Consider the following 16,740-nt stretch of genomic DNA (forward strand, 5'->3'; position numbering starts at 1 on the left):
CCGACGCTAAGTTCAAGCGGGCCGTCCTACAGGTTCAAACTACGAATGAATGCTCTAGCCCGCCGCGCCGCAGGCCTGCTGCTCAGCACGATTTGTCTGCCCCTGACAGCATTGGCCGCCGATCCGCAACCTACTCATGAATTCATGCTCGATAACGGCCTGAAAGTCATTGTCCGCGAAGACCACCGAGCCCCGGTCGTGGTGTCACAGATCTGGTACAAGGTCGGCTCCAGCTATGAAACGCCCGGCCAGACCGGCCTGTCCCACGCCCTGGAACACATGATGTTCAAGGGCAGCAGCAAGACCGGCCCCGGCGAATCCTCACTGATCCTGCGTGACCTGGGTGCCGAAGAGAACGCCTTCACCAGCGACGACTACACCGCGTACTACCAGGTGCTGGCGCGTGACCGCCTGAGCGTTGCCCTGGAGCTGGAAGCCGACCGCATGGCGACCTTGAAGCTGCCGGCGGACGAATTCAGCCGCGAGATCGAAGTCATCAAGGAAGAACGCCGCCTGCGCACCGATGACAAGCCGGCCAGCAAGGCATTCGAGCGTTTCAAGGCCATGGCCTATCCGGCCAGCGGCTACCACACACCCACCATTGGCTGGATGGCCGACCTTAACCGGATGAAGGTCGAGGAACTGCGCCATTGGTACCAATCCTGGTACGCGCCGAACAACGCCACGCTGGTGGTGGTGGGCGACGTGAAGCCTGACGAGGTCAAGGCGTTGGCGCAGCGCTTCTTCGGGGCGATTCCACGCCGTGATGTGCCGCCTTCGAAACAGCCTCTTGAGCTGGCCGAGCCCGGTGAGCGGCGCATTACCCTGCATGTGCAGACCCAGCTGCCCAGCCTGATGTACGGCTTCAACGTTCCGAGTCAGTCGACCGCCGAAGACCCGCGCTCGGTCAACGCCCTGCGCCTGATCGCGGCGCTTCTCGACGGCGGCTACAGCGCACGCATCTCCACACGCCTGGAGCGCCAGCAGGAGCTGGTGTCCGGCGCCGCCGCGCACTACGACGGCTACGCCCGGGGCGACAGCCTGTTCATGATCAGCGCCACGCCGAACCTTCAGAAGAAAAAGACCCTGGCGGACGTGGAAGCCGGCATCTGGAAACTGCTCGACGAGCTGAAAACCAAGGCTCCGTCGGCCGAGGAGCTGGAGCGGGTGCGGGCGCAGGTCATTGCAAGCGTGGTCTTCGAGCGCGATTCGATCACCAGCCAGGCGACCATGATCGGCGAACTGGAAACCGTGGGCCTGTCCTGGAGGCTGATGGACAACGAGGTGCAGGCGCTGCAAAGCGTGTCCCCGGAAGATATCCAGAAAGCCGCCAACACTTATTTCACCCGCGAGCGCCTCAGCGTTGCGCATGTTCTGCCTGAGGAGAAAGCCAAATGATCAAGCGCAATGCGTCACGTCACGCGCTGTTCGGCCTGGTTTTCGCAGCCTCGCTTGGCGTGCTGGTCGCACAGCCGGTCATGGCTGACGAAACGCCGCCGGCCCTGGGCAGCAAGCTGGAATCGCTCAAGCAACTCAACGGCCAGGCTCCGGCTCGCCGAACCCTGGATATCCAGAGCTGGAACACCGCCGAAGGCGCCAAGGTACTGTTCGTCGAATCCCGCGAGTTGCCGATGTTCGACCTGCGCCTGACCTTTGCCGCCGGCAGCAGCCAGGACCAGAAGGCCCCCGGCATTGCTACTCTGACCAACGCCATGCTCAACGAAGGCATCAAGGGCAAGGACGTCACCGCCATCGCCCAGGGCTTCGAAGGGCTGGGTGCGGACTTCGGCAACGGTGCCTATCGCGACATGGCGGTCGCTTCGCTGCGTAGCCTGAGTGCTGCCGACAAGCGTGAGCCTGCCCTGAAGCTGTTCAGCGAAGTGCTGGGCAAACCGACCTTCCCGGCCGACTCGCTGGCTCGCATCAAGAACCAGCTGCTGGCCAGCTTCGAGTACCAGAAGCAGAATCCGGGCGCCATCGCCAGCAAAGCGTTGTTCAAGCAGGTCTACGGCGACCACCCCTACGCTCATCCAAGCGACGGCACTGCCGAGAGCATCAAGGCCATCGATATCGCCCAACTGAAGGCTTTCCATGCCAAGGCATACGCAGCCGGTAATGCAGTGATCGCTCTGGTGGGTGACCTCTCTCGCGACGAAGCACAAGCCATTGCCGCGCAGGTGTCGTCGGCGCTGCCCAAAGGGCCGGCGCTTCCCAAGGTCGCCGCGCCCGTGGAGCCCAAGGCTGGCGTGACGCATATCGAGTTCGCGTCCAATCAGACGCACCTGATGCTGGCGCAGCTGGGTATCGACCGCAACGACCCGGATTATGCAGCGCTGACCGTCGGCAATTCCGTGCTCGGCGGAGGTGGCTTCGGTAGCCGCCTGATGACCGAAGTGCGCGAAAAGCGCGGCCTGACCTACGGCGTGTCCTCCGGATTTACCGCGATGCAGGTTCAGGGGCCATTCCTGATCGGCCTGCAAACCCGTGCCGACATGAGCCAGAACACGCTCAAGCTGGTCCAGGACATCGTGCGCGACTTCCTCGCCAATGGCCCGACCCAGAAGGAACTCGATGACGTCAAACGCGAGCTGACCGGCAGTTTCCCGCTGTCCGCCGCCAGCAACTCGGCGATTGTCGGCCAACTGGGCGCCATCGGTTTCTACAATCTGCCGCTGACCTACCTGGAGGACTACCTGAACCAGGCGCAAAGCGTGACGATCGAGCAGGTCAAGGCGGCGATGAACAAACATCTGGATGCGGACAAAATGGTGGTCGTGACCGTTGGCCCGACCGTGGCGCAGAAAGAACTGCCGGCACCTACCGCCCATCCCGTCCAGCAACCTACTGGAGTTCCGGAGCACTGATGGCCAATCCACGTCCAAAAGGCCATAGCGGCCTGGGCCAACTTCGCATCATTGGCGGGGAATGGGGCAGCCGCAAGCTGACCTTCACCGACGCGCCGGGCCTGCGCCCTACCCCCGACCGGGTCCGCGAAACCCTGTTCAACTGGCTGGCACCTTACATCGCAGGTGCCAAAGTACTCGACGTGTTCGCTGGTAGCGGCGCGCTGTACTTCGAAGCGCTTTCCCGCGGCGCCAGCGCGGGTCTGGCGCTGGACAGCAATCCGGCGGCCATCGCCAGCCTGCGCCAGAACCTGAAGGCGCTGAACTGCACGAGCGGGCAAGTCGCACAGGCTGATGCCTTGCGCCACCTGGAAACCGCCGAAGTGACTGCATTCGACGTGGTCTTCCTTGACCCGCCATTCCACCAGGGCCTGCTGGCTTCGGCCTGCGCTCTGCTGGAAAGCCGCGGCTGGCTGGCGGAAAACGCCTGGATCTACACCGAAAGCGAAAACGCGCCATCGACCACCGGCCTGCCGGGGAGCTGGCGCCTGCATCGCGAGAAGAAGGCTGGTCAGGTGTATTACGCGCTCTGGCAGCGCGGCTGATCCTGCGCCTCAAAAGCCCGATGGTTGCACTGGAACACCTTCAGTCGCGCTGTCGGGCTCACCCTCTTACATCCCGCCCCGCTTAGTGGCAACGTAGCTTTTACCGGCCACCGCCTTTTTCGATGAGCAAGACCGTGCCTACTACGCCTTCCCATCTATCGTTCACGACGCCGTTCGTACCCGCGCGCGGCTTGGGCAATCCACATCTGCAGACCTTGTGGGGGCCGTTATGGCGCAAGCGAACCTTGCTGGCGCGCACGCGGGAGCGGATGTGGCTCAAGGACGGAGACTTTCTCGACCTCGACTGGCACGGCCCGCATGAGGCGGACGCACCACTGGTTCTGGTACTCCACGGTCTGACGGGGTCGTCCAACTCGCCTTACGTGGCCGGGCTGCAGAAGGCGATGGCGACACAAGGCTGGGCCAGTGTCGCGCTGAACTGGCGAGGCTGTTCCGGCGAGCCGAACCTGCTGTCGCGCAGCTATCACTCAGGCGCCAGTGAAGACCTGGCCGAAGTGATCGAACACCTGCGCGCGTTACGGCCTTTGGCCCCGCTCTATGCAGTCGGCTATTCGCTCGGTGGCAATGTTCTGCTCAAACATCTGGGGGAAGTCGGAGCGGACAGCGAGTTGCTGGGCGCTGTCGCAGTTTCGGTGCCGTTTCGTCTGGACGAGAGCGCCAACCGCATGGGCCAGGGCTTTTCCCGGATCTATCAGCGGCATTTCATGCGCGAGATGCTCTCGTACATCCGTGAGAAACAGCGCCGCTTCCAGCATGAAGGACTTAGCGAGGGGCTTGCCGAACTTGCGGCGCTGGGTTCGCTGGAAAACATGCGCACGTTCTGGGAGTTCGACGGCCGGGTCACCGCGCCGCTGCATGGCTATGTCGATGCCCAGGATTACTATCGGCGCGCATCGAGTCGGTTTTTCCTCAGCCGCATACAAACGCCGACGCTGATCATCCAGGCCGCAGACGACCCTTTCGTTTTCCCGCACAGCCTGCCGGAGGCGGGCGAACTGTCGGCGAGCACCGAGTTCGAGCTGCATGCCAAGGGCGGACATGTCGGGTTCGTCGATGGCTCGCTCAAGACGCCGGGGTACTATCTGGAACGGCGCATTCCGCTGTGGCTGGGGATTGCCCATGAACGGGACAATCCCTACGCCAACGATGCAGGTTAAGCGCCGGTCGCTACTTCGCGTGCAGGATCGGTGATCCATTCGCTCCAGGAACCTGCGTACAGCGTTCCCAGTGGAAAGCCTGCCAGGCAGAGCGCAAACAGGTTGTGACACGCCGTAACGCCCGAACCGCAATACGCCACCAATTGCTCCGGCGCACGCCCTTGCAGTTTTTCGGCGAAGCGCTGCCTGAGCTGTTGCGGTGCCAGAAAACGCCCGTCAGGGCCGAGATTGTCGGTGAACGCGGCACATTGGGCGCCGGGAATATGACCGGCAACCGGGTCGATGGGCTCGACCTCCCCACGAAAACGCGGCTCGGCGCGCGCATCGAGCAGAGTCATCTGCGCTCGGCCCAAGCGCCCTTGCAGGCGGCTGGAACTGAGCACCAGCGACATGTCCGGCTCGCCTGCAAAGTTTCCGGGTTCAATGCCGGCGGGATCGAGGCTCAAGGGCAGGCCGGCGGCATGCCAGGCCTTCAATCCGCCATCCAGCAGATACACGCCTTCACGCTTGCCCAGCCAGGCCAGCAACCACCAGGCCCGGGCAGCGTAGGCACCCGGACCGTCGTCGTACAGGATGACCTGGCTGTCCTGATCGATGCCCCAGGCCTGAAGACGTTGCACCAGACGCTTCGGATCGGGCAGCGGATGACGGCCGGTCTTGCCCTTGCTGACGGGCCCACTGAGATCGCGCTCCAGATCGGCGAACGACGAGCCGTCTATGTGTCCGAGTGCATAACTACGCTGACCGTAGTCCGGATCTCCCAGATCAAAACGACAATCGAGAATCACCACACCCGGTGCTCGTTGACGGGCGGCCAATTGTTGAGGACTGATCAGTTGCGCGATGGACATGGCGGACTCCTTGGGGCAATGGAGTCGACTATACAGGGTCTACAGGCCCGTTCGGCAACAGGGGCCAGAGGCCGGGATGGATGAAACATGACCGATAATCGGCACAATACGACCTTTACCTGAGCCGCTTCGGCTTGGCCCACCGGGAAGGCTGCGATACCATCCGAGTCCCACAACGGACTCCGACCAGGACGACGCGATGAACCGAGTGTTGTACCCAGGCACCTTCGACCCTATCACCAAGGGCCATGGAGATCTGGTCGAGCGCGCCTCGCGCCTGTTCGACCAAGTGGTCATTGCCGTCGCAGCCAGCCCCAAGAAAAACCCGCTGTTTCCCCTGGAACAGCGCGTGGAACTGGCACGTGAGGTCACCAGACACCTGCCCAACGTCGAAGTGGTGGGGTTTTCGACCCTGCTGGCGCAGTTCGCCAAGGAGCAGAACGCCAATGTGTTCCTGCGCGGCCTGCGGGCAGTGTCCGACTTCGAATACGAGTTCCAGCTGGCCAATATGAACCGCCAACTGGCGCCGGATGTGGAAAGTCTGTTCCTCACGCCGTCGGAGCGCTATTCGTTCATTTCCTCGACACTGGTGCGCGAAATTGCGGCTTTGGGCGGGGATATCACCAAGTTCGTACACCCGGCGGTCGCCGACGCACTGACCGAACGATTCAAGCGCTGAACATTTCTGCACAAACGTGCAGGTGCATACCGAAGCCTAATGCGGCACAATTCGCCGCATTGGTTTTCATATGCCCTGGCCAGACCCACGGCAGGAGTGTTTCATGTCCCTTATCATCACTGACGATTGCATCAACTGCGACGTCTGCGAACCCGAGTGCCCGAACGAGGCGATTTCACAAGGCGAAGAGATCTACGTGATCAATCCGAGCCTGTGTACCGAGTGCGTTGGGCACTACGACGAACCGCAGTGCCAGCAGGTTTGCCCGGTCGATTGCATCCCGCTGGATGAAAATCGTGTCGAGAGCAAGGAACAGCTGATGGAAAAGTACCGGCTCATCACGACCAAGGCCTGATCACCTCAGTCAGTCTTGCCGTAACCCGAGGTGGTGCAGCCCAGGCAACGGACGAACGCCGCCTTGCCCGGCTCGACCACCATCGCTTTCGCCGCCGCCTTGAAATTGCCCCCTGCCGCCGCGAAAGGCGCCGCTACCACGAACAGTCCGGTGCTGATGACCGTGGCGACGATCAGCAACGGCCGCGCAATCAGAAGATCGCCGATCATCGCGTAGGTCGGGGGATTTTCAATGGTGTAGACCGGATCGCCGCTGCCGGCAGGTATGTCGTTGGCCATGGCGGGCACTGCCTGCAGGCCGATGAATAACGCCAGGGTGGCAGCGAGAATACGAAACAGGCTCATGGCTTGGTCCTTCAGGCGTAGCGAGTTGGGATGCCGATCACTATAAACAGCGTTCGGCATTAAGCAAGGCGCCAGGTATTTCAAGTGTTGCCAGGGTCACGCCGACGGGCAGGCCGCACATTCAGCGTTGGCATTTGGGGCAATAGACGCTCGCCCGCTGCCCCAACTTGATCTCCCGCAACGTCGTGCCGCACACCTTGCACGGTTGCCCGCCGCGACCGTAAACGAACAGCTCCTGCTGAAAATAGCCCGGCTTGCCGTCACCGCCGATGAAGTCGCGCAAGGTGGTGCCGCCGCGCTCGATGGCATAGGCCAGAATGCGCTTGATCTCCACCGCCAGCTTCAGGTAACGCAGACGGGAGATGCTTTTGGCTTCGCGCCGCGGATCGATGCCGGCAGCGAACAGCGCTTCGGTCGCATAGATATTGCCCACCCCAACCACCACGGCGTTGTCCATGATGAACGGTTTGACCGCAATGGACTTGCCGCGGGAGCGCTCGAACAACCGTTCGCCGTCGAACAGATCGGTCAACGGCTCCGGTCCGAGGCGAATCAACAACTCATGATTGTGCGGGTCCAGGCTCCAGAGCATCGCACCGAAGCGCCGTGGATCGGTGTAGCGCAGCGCCAGACCCGATTCCAGCTCGATATCCAGGTGCTCGTGCTTGAGCGCGGGCAACCCGGCTTCGACCAGCCGCAGGTTTCCGGACATTCCCAGGTGGCTGATAAGCGTGCCAGCTTCGGCCTGGATCAGCAGATACTTGGCCCGCCGGGTGACCTCGACGATTCGCTGACCGGACAGCCGCACGTCCAGGTCTTCGGGCACGGGCCAGCGCAAGCGCCGGTCACGGACGATCACGCGACTGACGCGCTGCCCTTCCAGGTGAGGCGCAATCCCTCGGCGGGTGGTTTCAACTTCTGGTAATTCAGGCATGGGTAACTCGACAAGACGCGAACAGGTCGGCGGCGCGGATCAGCGCACGCCCAGTTCCCGGATACTTTCCTTCAGGTTTTCGAAGTCATATTCGGACAGGCCAACGTACTCCAGCACCAGCGAACCGACCAGATCCCATTCGTGATCTTCAGCCTGGTTACCCAGCACCCGATATGACTCACAGATATGCTCGGCCATTTTCAACGGGGCCAGCAGGTTCTTGAGGGCCGCATTGCGACTCGAATCGTCCTGAAAAATGGCCAGCGCATTGTGATGGTTGGCAATCGCTTCGCTGACATGCCCCGGCAGACGCCAGGATTTGGCCGTGTAATAACCGACCACTGAATGATTGGTATGGAACGCATTGTTTTCCGTGTCCACGACACGGCAGTCGGGGCCGGTCCTGGCGTAGGCGTCCTCCAGCACTTCCATGTAGTTGGGGAAGCGCTTGAGCATCAAGGGAATGCCACAGTCATGGAACAGGCCCAGCGCGTAGGATTCGTCCACAGTCTGTGAGCCGATTCGCTTGGCGAGAGTCAGACTGGTCATCGCCACGTCCTGGGCGGTGTCCCAGAACCTGTTCAGCGTAACGATCGTCTCGTCGCTCATTTCGCCTTTGATCGACTGCGCGTTGATCAGGTTGATGATCGAACGGCTGCCCAGCAGGTTCACCGCACGCTGAATGGAAGCGATCTTGTTGGTCAGCCCGTAATGAGCGGAATTGACGATCTTGAGCAACGCGCCTGACAACCCAGGGTCCTGGGCGATCAACTTGGCAATGACCCCCAGATCCGGGTCGGGCATGTACTGCTCCATCTGCAGATCCACCATGATCTGGGGCTGTGGCGGAACGCTGATGCCCTGCAGGGCTTGATGAATCTGCTCGGAAGTTAGCTCTTCGGACATTGGTCATTCACTCGAAGTCAGGCATCGATTCTGACCCGTTAACCTCGGACGGTCTATCGCCATTGCCGGACATTTCCTGAACTTTGACTGCCATCAAGCTTCGGACTAAGTGATAGCGGCGTTGAAAACCACGGTCTCGACCGGTGTTTCACACCAAAACCAAAGCTCACAACTGGAGGTTTCCATGTCTAACGCTCTGAATGGCAAACGCATCGCATTTCTTGTAACCGATGGTTTCGAACAGGTCGAACTCACCGGACCGAAAGAAGCGCTCGAACAAGCCGGTGCGAAGGTAGATATCCTTTCCAGTCAGGATGGCCAGGTAAAAGGCTGGAACCACGACAAACCCGCTGACGATTTCCCGGTGGACCTGACGTTCAAGGCCGCCGAGGTCAGCGACTACGATGGTGTGGTGCTGCCCGGCGGCGTGCAGAATTCCGACACCATCCGCCTGGACAGCGACGCCCAGCACATCGTCAGGGCAATCAATGCTCAGGGCAAGCCGGTGGCGGTCATCTGTCACGGCGGCTGGTTGCTGGTATCGGCCGGGCTGGTTCAGGGCAAGACCATGACCAGCTACAAGACCCTCAAGGACGACCTGGTCAATGCCGGCGCCACCTGGGTCGATGAACAGGTGGTCATCGACGGCAACCTGATCAGCAGCCGCCAGCCCGACGACATCCCCGCCTTCAATCAAGCCCTGATCGAAGCGCTGGGCGCCTGAACCGCATCGTTGCGGTTTATTCATGTCATCCCGGCGCGCGTCGGGATGACGCGCTATAATCCCGCTCTTTTTTCCGGAGCGACGTCATGTCCCTGCCTAGCTTGCGCCTCAAAGCCAACGCCGACCGTCGCCTGCGCGCCGGTCACCTGTGGGTTTACAGCAATGAAATCGATGTAGCTGCCACCCCATTGCACGGTTTTGCGGCGGGCGATCAAGCGCTGCTCGAAGCTGCCGGCGGCAAGCCGCTGGGCATTGTGGCCATGAGCCCCAACAACCTGATCTGCGCCCGCCTGCTGTCACGCGACATCAAGCTGCCGCTGGACAAGTCGCTGCTGGTGCATCGCCTGAATGTGGCGCTGTCGCTGCGTGACCGCCTGTTCGACAAACCCTTCTATCGCCTGGTCTACGGTGATTCGGACCTGCTGCCGGGCCTGGTCGTGGACCGGTTTGGCGACATCCTGGTGGTCCAGCTGGCTTCGGCCACCATGGAAAAGCACAAGGAAGACGTTCTGGCTGCGCTGGTTCAAGTGCTCAAGCCAAGCGGCATTCTGTTCAAGAACGATTCGGCCGCACGGGATGCCGAGGGCCTGAATCGCTACGTTGAGACCGCGTTCGGTGTCGTCCCGGAATGGGTCGCGCTGGAAGAGAATGGCGTGAAGTTCGAAGCGCCGGTCATGGCCGGGCAGAAAACCGGGTGGTTCTACGACCACCGCATGAACCGCGCGCGCCTCGCTCCCTACGTCAAAGGCAAGCGCGTACTGGACTTGTACAGTTACATCGGCGGCTGGGGCATTCAGGCCGCAGCCTTCGGCGCCAGTGATGTGACCTGTGTCGACGCGTCCTCCTTCGCCCTTGACGGCGTGGAGCGCAACGCGGCACTGAACGGCTTCGCTGAAAAGCTGACCTGCATCGAAGGCGACGTCTTCGAAGCCCTCAAGGAACTCAAGGCCAGCGAAGAACGTTTCGACGTCATCGTTGCCGACCCGCCCGCCTTCATCAAGCGCAAGAAAGACATGAAAAACGGCGAAGGCGCCTACCGCCGCCTGAACGAACAGGCCATGCGCCTGCTCACCAAGGACGGCATTCTGGTCAGCGCCTCGTGCTCGATGCACCTGCCGGAAGATGACCTGCAGAACATCCTGCTGACCAGCGCCCGCCACCTTGACCGCAACATCCAGCTGCTGGAACGCGGCAGCCAAGGTCCGGACCACCCGGTCCACCCGGCTATCGCCGAAACTCGTTACATCAAGAGCATTACCTGCCGGTTGTTGCCGAATAGCTAATGCCTGTCAGCCATGCTACTGCCGCTTTCAAAGATCGACCCGGGTTGAATCATTGATAGCGGCAGTAGCGGCTTAAACCAACCAGATCCAACCGATATACATTGGACAGGCCATTATAATGGACCGCATCTAATGCTTATTGGATATTGTGAAACCACAAGGATCTGTAAGACACTTCCGCAACTAACCTCATAATTTCCTACTTAGCAAAGCGAAATTTCTGACGAAACCATATATTGACCTGGAATTTCCCGAGACTATTCTTGGATGGCCACGCATAAAAGTGGTTAACAACCAAGAGGAATGGAACGATGAAAGTCATCTCCCTGGAGTCGAAAGAAATCGCTAATCTGCAGTGTCTGATTCAGTCCCGATAGCCGGCGGCAAGACAGACGGAGGAGAAAGCCCTCCGTCTGTCTATTGAGTAAACATGCCATGAAAACCAATCATGATCTGTTTTTCCTTATGCGGCCGGATGGAACTATCGCCTGGGACTTCATGCGCCATCTGCAATTCCAGCTGTCCAGAGAATTTCTGGATCGTTTCCTGGCGCTTACTGCGAACCCGGAACTCTTCGATACTGGCAACAACATCGACCGAACCCTTTATGCAAACGGACTGGTTCAGAGCACTGAAAATCACCCGGATGCCGAAGTAAACTGGGGCTGGGATATTCTTTCCAGAATTTACCACTTTGGCACCAAAGACATTCCTTATGATTCAACACCCTCCGATGTATCGGGATGGGCACAGCTATACCTTGAGCATTGCCAACACACGCTAAAGCATACGCCGCCGGTGGAGAACCATGGAGCCACTGAAGGTAGGGAATTGAAGTTACCACCACCCGACAAGGAAATGAAATCACTATTCAACAGCCTGACCAAAAGAAAGACTTGCCGTGCATTTGAAGATAATTCTATCCAGCTCACAGATATCAGCACAATATTATATTTCTCGCTGGGCTATCTAAAAGAGCGGGAAGATCAAGTAGACCCCTTGGTTCCGACCAGATTCAGACACCGCAGAAGCAGCCCGTCTGGAGGTGGATTAAATGCTACCGAAGGTTATCTATATGCCAAAAACGTTCAGGGTCTAGAACCCGGCATTTATTACTACAATCCTAAAAACCACTCTCTGGTGCCGAGAGCTATTGGTGTCCAGACACGGCTGGGTGAACTGGTAAGCGGTCAGCATTTCGCTGACGAGCTTCCCTTCGGCGTATTTCTGACAGCCCGCCTGGACAAACTATGGTGGAAATACAAGCACTCCAGAGCCTACCGAATGGCGCTCATTGAAATAGGCCATGTTGCCCAGTCTCTCCAGCTGGTTTGCACCGACCGCGGTTTCGGTACTTGGCCGACAGGGGCGCTCGCTGAAACGCTTCTGGAAAGCATGGGCGTGTTGTATTCGCCTCATGAGCAGGTTCTGTTCTTCGTAGGAGCCGGGCAGACGCAAGGTGATGGGATTCCCTCATCAATCAGACGGGCACTTGACACGGAGCGCCAACAACATGGCTGACCACCCATCGTTCGACATCGGAAACTGGGACGAGCGCGCTTCTGTGCGTGCGCGACCCAACCCCCTCAATCATCCGGACACCTGGCAATCTGAATTAAGCGACTGCTATTGGTACCCGCCGAATATGCTCCCTTACCTGTCACATCCGCATTTTTCCAATGTCAGCCGTGAAACGATCATCGAACTGACGGCGAAGCACCTTATCTATTTTCTAGACTACACGGTCAAACTGGAGCACCTGATCGTAAATCGCTCGGTAGAGACGATCCTGTACGACGCTTTGGGAGTAAGGATACCCGGCAGCATGAAAACGGCCGCGCTGCAGCTTTATACAGACGAGGGGTATCACGCTCTGTTTTCTCACCAACTGGCCGAAAAGGTTTCGTCGATCTATGGATACCAGGGTTTCACAAAACCTCCCCATCGGATCACCCAGCTTTACAAGCTGCTGCGAAACACCAATAGCGCCCAAGTACACCTGACACATTTCGTCATCGGGTTCGTTTCCGAGACTCTTATTGCAAAAGAGCTGGCAGACCTTACACAACACAAACTCGTCGGCATCGTGAGCAATATGTTCCGGGAGCATCTGATAGATGAAGCCAATCACTCACGCTTTTTTTCCAGCGCATTCATTTATGTATGGAAACGTTGCAAACCTAAGGCCAAAGCTTACATTGCACATATTCTTCCGAGCGTCCTGGATATCTTTGTCAGCATCGATTCTCTCTGGCTGAGCGGGATACTCAAGGAGGCGAGGGTCGGCGCAGTTGATACCACCACAATTATCCAATCGATGAACGATGCCTCGGCCACCAGGGAACGCATAAGACTCAATGCACAGGCCACTTTCGCCACCCTACGCCGCTCAGGCATGCTCCTAGAGAGCCCATACTGCGACGTATTCGTCGAAGAGGGCCTGCATGAGTTTTAATGCGTCACACTGGCACTCCAGAAAGAAGGCTTCGATTCTCGCCTTGCTTCTGACCATGGTCTTGCTGGGGGTTTTTCCACTGGACGTGGTGTTGCCGTCGTTTCCGGATCTCTCCTCCAGTTTCCAGGTTTCCCAATCGAGCATTGCCTTCTCACTGAGCCTCTTCGCCATGACTGTCGCGATGTCGCAATTGATCATCGGCCCTTTGTCGGATCGCATAGGAAGAAAGCCACTGCTGGTCATCGGAATCCTTCTAGCAATGTCAGGAGCGCTCGCCTGCACAATCGTGCAGGATTACGCGGTATTTCTGTTTTGCAGAACCATTCAGGCGATCGGGTGCGGTTGCTTCGTTCTGGCGAATGCCTTGGTGCAGGATATTTATAACGATGCGGAACGAGATCGTGTCAGGATCATTATCGGCACAGCGAGCGGCGTGTTCATTTCATTATCGCCGTTGGCAGGGACTTTTCTGCAACGCGCCCTGGAATGGCAGGGCAGTTTTTACGTATTTTCAGCACTTGCGCTGCTCGTTCTATTTCAAACTAAAGATATCCCGCCTCTCACTCCCTCTCGCAAAGCAACCTCTTACGTGACGAGACGCTATGTCGCGTTGATAAAGAGTTCCAGTTTCCTAGGTAACTCCGTTGTCGTGGCGATCGCATTTTCATGCCACTTTTCGTTTGTTGTTATTTCTCCAGTCATCTTTCTTGACTTGCTAAGGCTTTCCCAATTTGAGTATTCGCTGATATTGCTGGCTTACGGCGCCGCTTACCTTGGAGGTGGTTTTTTGGCTATGGCGCTGGGCTTTAGACTCGCCCGCCATAAACAGATAACGGCGGGGCTGCTGCTCATCGGGCTGGCTGGCGTTGGCTTGATGGTGTTTAACCTGTTCGAAGGTGCCTCCGTTGCCGGAATTCTGATCCCAATGGTAGTCGCCACCACTGGAACCACGATCACCAGACCCGCCGCCACGTCAGCGGCTATGGAGGTTTTCCCCGAACAGGCTGGGACCGCGTCCGCGCTACTTAATACTCTTACGCTCACGGCTGGCGGAGCATTCAGCGCGCTCCTGAGTCTTGCCAGCGTCGCTCCGGGATTCAGATTAGGGTTGTCCTTCCTTTTGTTATCGGGTGTGGCAGTGGCGCTTGCACGTGTTACGCATGCAGCTCGACCGGTCGAAGAAGGCCAGGCATGAACAACTCCCGGCGGACCGGAGCACACATGAAGCGGACACCCAGGAACAAATTGAGAACTCATCCGATTTCCTGGCCAAAGCGGCTCGCAGCCGCGACGCTCGTCCACGGCACGGGACAAGAGACTACCGGCCACAGACGCCGGGAAATCCGGTCTCCTGCTTCCTGAAAAGTCCCACGTACAAAACCGTAATGCAGACTCCCTATGCAACCTACAGTCAGCTGAGCCGGGTGCCCGCCTGTTCCATGCCCCATGCCAAGCACGTGGCAGGCGTGTAGAATCAGCCCTATTCATCGCCAGTCATCCCCCGGCGGGTTTATGAGCTCAGGCCGAGTGCACGGTGATCCCGTGGTTTTCGGTTTCGTCGCTGCTTGCGGTCACTGCCGTTGGCGTGGGACGTCCATAGAAGCTCACTCCCTTCACTGATTAGCCTTTTTTGCCGGAGTGCTCCAATGCCTGATTACCGCTCGAAAACGTCCACCCACGGTCGCAACATGGCCGGCGCCCGCGCACTGTGGCGCGCCACGGGCATGAAGGACGAAGACTTCAAGAAGCCGATCATCGCGATCGCCAACTCCTTCACCCAGTTCGTACCCGGCCACGTCCACCTCAAGGACATGGGCCAGCTGGTTGCGCGTGAAGTGGAGCGTGCCGGTGGCGTGGCGAAGGAGTTCAATACCATCGCGGTGGATGACGGCATCGCCATGGGCCACGACGGGATGCTGTATTCGCTGCCGAGCCGCGAGATCATCGCCGACTCCGTGGAATATATGGTCAACGCCCATTGCGCCGACGCCATCGTCTGCATCTCCAACTGCGACAAGATCACTCCCGGCATGCTGATGGCCGCCTTGCGCCTCAACATTCCGGTGATCTTCGTATCCGGCGGACCTATGGAAGCCGGCAAGACCAAGCTCGCCAGCCACGGGCTGGACCTGGTGGACGCCATGGTCATCGCCGCCGACAGCACCGCCAGCGATGAAAAAGTCGCCGAGTACGAGCGCAGTGCCTGCCCGACCTGCGGTTCGTGTTCCGGTATGTTCACCGCCAACTCCATGAACTGCCTGACCGAAGCCCTGGGCCTGGCCCTTCCGGGCAATGGCTCGACACTGGCGACCCACAGTGATCGCGAACAGCTGTTCCTGACCGCCGGTCGTACCATCGTCGAGCTGTGCAAGCGCTACTACACCGAGAACGACGAGTCGGTACTGCCGCGCAATGTCGCCAACTTCAAAGCGTTCGAGAACGCCATGACGCTGGACATCGCCATGGGCGGTTCGACCAACACCATCCTGCACCTGCTGGCCGCTGCCCAGGAAGCCGAGATCGATTTCGACCTGCGCGATATCGACCGCCTGTCCCGCGAGGTTCCTCAGCTGTGCAAAGTGGCGCCGAACATCCAGAAGTACCACATGGAAGACGTGCATCGCGCCGGCGGCATTTTCAGCATCCTCGGCGAACTGGCCCGTGGCGGCTTGCTGCATACCGATCTGCCGACCGTCCATAGCAAGACCATGGCCGAAGGCATCGCCAAGTGGGACATCACCCAGACTGACGATGAAGCAGTGCATACCTTCTTCAGGGCAGGCCCTGCGGGGATTCCGACCCAGACTGCTTTCAGCCAGTCGACCCGTTGGGAGAGCCTGGATGACGACCGTGAGAACGGTTGCATCCGTAGCGTCGAGCACGCGTATTCGCAGGAAGGCGGCCTGGCCGTGCTGTACGGCAACATCGCGCTGGATGGCTGCGTGGTGAAAACCGCAGGCGTCGACGAGTCGATCCACGTGTTCGAAGGCAACGCCAAGATCTTCGAAAGCCAGGACAGTGCGGTACGCGGCATCCTTGCAGATGAGGTCAAGGCCGGCGATATCGTGATCATCCGCTACGAAGGCCCGAAAGGCGGTCCGGGTATGCAGGAAATGCTCTACCCGACCTCTTACCTGAAATCCAAAGGGCTGGGCAAAGCCTGTGCGCTGCTGACCGACGGTCGCTTCTCGGGCGGCACATCCGGGCTGTCCATCGGCCACGCTTCGCCTGAAGCCGCGGCTGGCGGCGCGATTGGCCTGGTTCGCGATGGCGACAAGGTGCTGATCGACATCCCGAACCGCTCGATCAATCTGTTGATCGACGACGGGGAAATGGCCGAACGTCGTGCCGAGCAGGACAAGAAAGGCTGGAAGCCGGTCGAGAAGCGTCCCCGCAAGGTGACCACCGCCCTCAAGGCTTACGCTCTGCTGGCCACCAGCGCCGACAAAGGCGCGGTGCGCGATAAGGCATTGCTGGACAAGCTGGTGCCTTGATCGCTGATGACTGATACGCAAAAGCCCGGCAAATGCCGGGCTTTTTGTTGATATCTCAACGCATCCCACAAAGTCTGCATCCGCTTTCG

16 protein-coding genes are annotated in these 16,740 nt (G+C 59.2%); 12 read left to right on the forward strand and 4 right to left on the reverse strand.

Features of this window, described 5'->3' with window-relative positions; translation table 11 throughout:
* Positions 1 to 45 precede the first annotated feature (45 nt).
* The 4 genes from EGJ27_RS20850 to EGJ27_RS20865 all read left to right on the forward strand — a co-directional run bounded on the left by EGJ27_RS20850 (position 46) and on the right by EGJ27_RS20865 (position 4,626).
* Positions 46 to 1,398 carry a pitrilysin family protein gene (locus tag EGJ27_RS20850; protein ID WP_125832637.1) on the forward strand — a complete coding sequence of 451 codons (1,353 nt, stop codon included), beginning with the start codon at positions 46 to 48 and terminating at the stop codon, positions 1,396 to 1,398.
* A complete protein-coding gene (locus EGJ27_RS20855) occupies positions 1,395 to 2,864 on the forward strand; it encodes a pitrilysin family protein (protein ID WP_125832638.1) in 1,470 nt (489 codons plus the stop codon). Before EGJ27_RS20850 ends, EGJ27_RS20855 begins: the two co-directional genes overlap by 4 nt.
* Positions 2,864 to 3,448, forward strand: coding sequence for a 16S rRNA (guanine(966)-N(2))-methyltransferase RsmD (gene rsmD / locus EGJ27_RS20860; RefSeq protein ID WP_125832639.1), 585 nt, complete (start codon positions 2,864 to 2,866; stop codon positions 3,446 to 3,448). Before EGJ27_RS20855 ends, rsmD begins: the two co-directional genes overlap by 1 nt.
* A 122-nt stretch (positions 3,449 to 3,570) precedes the next feature.
* Positions 3,571 to 4,626 (forward strand): hydrolase, encoded by a 1,056-nt coding sequence (locus EGJ27_RS20865; protein ID WP_125832640.1) that lies wholly within the window; start codon positions 3,571 to 3,573, stop codon positions 4,624 to 4,626.
* Here EGJ27_RS20865 and EGJ27_RS20870 read toward each other — a convergent pair.
* Positions 4,623 to 5,477 carry a sulfurtransferase gene (locus EGJ27_RS20870; RefSeq protein ID WP_125832641.1) on the reverse strand — a complete coding sequence of 285 codons (855 nt, stop codon included), beginning with the start codon at positions 5,475 to 5,477 and terminating at the stop codon, positions 4,623 to 4,625. The two genes, EGJ27_RS20865 and EGJ27_RS20870, sit on opposite strands and share 4 nt — an antisense overlap.
* 199 nt (positions 5,478 to 5,676) lie before the next feature.
* Between EGJ27_RS20870 and coaD the strand changes: the two genes are divergently transcribed.
* Both coaD and EGJ27_RS20880 read left to right on the forward strand, forming a co-directional pair.
* Positions 5,677 to 6,156, forward strand: a complete 480-nt coding sequence (gene coaD, locus EGJ27_RS20875) for a pantetheine-phosphate adenylyltransferase (protein ID WP_125832642.1) — start codon at positions 5,677 to 5,679, stop codon at positions 6,154 to 6,156.
* Positions 6,157 to 6,259: 103 nt separating this feature from the next.
* Positions 6,260 to 6,511, forward strand: coding sequence for a YfhL family 4Fe-4S dicluster ferredoxin (locus EGJ27_RS20880; RefSeq protein WP_125832643.1), 252 nt, complete (start codon positions 6,260 to 6,262; stop codon positions 6,509 to 6,511).
* A gap of 5 nt (positions 6,512 to 6,516) precedes the next feature.
* Here EGJ27_RS20880 and EGJ27_RS20885 read toward each other — a convergent pair whose 3' ends face one another.
* The 3 genes from EGJ27_RS20885 to EGJ27_RS20895 all read right to left on the reverse strand — a co-directional run bounded on the left by EGJ27_RS20885 (position 6,517) and on the right by EGJ27_RS20895 (position 8,695).
* The gene (locus tag EGJ27_RS20885) at positions 6,517 to 6,855 is read right to left on the reverse strand and encodes a multidrug transporter (RefSeq protein WP_125832644.1); all 339 of its coding nucleotides are present in this window, start codon (positions 6,853 to 6,855) and stop codon (positions 6,517 to 6,519) included.
* A gap of 121 nt (positions 6,856 to 6,976) precedes the next feature.
* A complete protein-coding gene (gene mutM, locus EGJ27_RS20890; protein WP_125832645.1) occupies positions 6,977 to 7,789 on the reverse strand; it encodes a bifunctional DNA-formamidopyrimidine glycosylase/DNA-(apurinic or apyrimidinic site) lyase in 813 nt (270 codons plus the stop codon).
* 39 nt (positions 7,790 to 7,828) lie between these two features.
* A complete protein-coding gene (locus EGJ27_RS20895; protein WP_125832646.1) occupies positions 7,829 to 8,695 on the reverse strand; it encodes an HDOD domain-containing protein in 867 nt (288 codons plus the stop codon).
* 184 nt (positions 8,696 to 8,879) lie between these two features.
* On the opposite strand from EGJ27_RS20895, the gene EGJ27_RS20900 reads away from it, so the two are divergent.
* The 6 genes from EGJ27_RS20900 (at position 8,880) to ilvD (ending at position 16,651) form a co-directional block, all read left to right on the forward strand.
* Positions 8,880 to 9,419 (forward strand): type 1 glutamine amidotransferase domain-containing protein, encoded by a 540-nt coding sequence (locus tag EGJ27_RS20900; protein WP_125832647.1) that lies wholly within the window; start codon positions 8,880 to 8,882, stop codon positions 9,417 to 9,419.
* A gap of 86 nt (positions 9,420 to 9,505) precedes the next feature.
* On the forward strand, positions 9,506 to 10,702 hold the full coding sequence (locus tag EGJ27_RS20905) for a class I SAM-dependent rRNA methyltransferase (RefSeq protein WP_125832648.1): 1,197 nt from the start codon (positions 9,506 to 9,508) through the stop codon (positions 10,700 to 10,702).
* A 435-nt stretch (positions 10,703 to 11,137) separates the two neighbouring features.
* Positions 11,138 to 12,223: a SagB/ThcOx family dehydrogenase gene (locus EGJ27_RS20910; RefSeq protein ID WP_125832649.1), complete on the forward strand. Its 1,086-nt coding sequence runs from the start codon at positions 11,138 to 11,140 to the stop codon at positions 12,221 to 12,223.
* Positions 12,216 to 13,157 carry a diiron oxygenase gene (locus tag EGJ27_RS20915; protein WP_158619374.1) on the forward strand — a complete coding sequence of 314 codons (942 nt, stop codon included), beginning with the start codon at positions 12,216 to 12,218 and terminating at the stop codon, positions 13,155 to 13,157. The genes EGJ27_RS20910 and EGJ27_RS20915 overlap by 8 nt, the downstream gene beginning before the upstream one ends.
* Positions 13,147 to 14,352, forward strand: coding sequence for an MFS transporter (locus EGJ27_RS20920; protein ID WP_125832651.1), 1,206 nt, complete (start codon positions 13,147 to 13,149; stop codon positions 14,350 to 14,352). Before EGJ27_RS20915 ends, EGJ27_RS20920 begins: the two co-directional genes overlap by 11 nt.
* A gap of 451 nt (positions 14,353 to 14,803) precedes the next feature.
* Positions 14,804 to 16,651: a dihydroxy-acid dehydratase gene (gene ilvD, locus EGJ27_RS20925; RefSeq protein ID WP_125832652.1), complete on the forward strand. Its 1,848-nt coding sequence runs from the start codon at positions 14,804 to 14,806 to the stop codon at positions 16,649 to 16,651.
* Positions 16,652 to 16,740 lie beyond the last annotated feature (89 nt).

The sequence above is a fragment of the Pseudomonas sp. v388 genome, assembly GCF_003935425.1.
Classification (GTDB): domain Bacteria; phylum Pseudomonadota; class Gammaproteobacteria; order Pseudomonadales; family Pseudomonadaceae; genus Aquipseudomonas.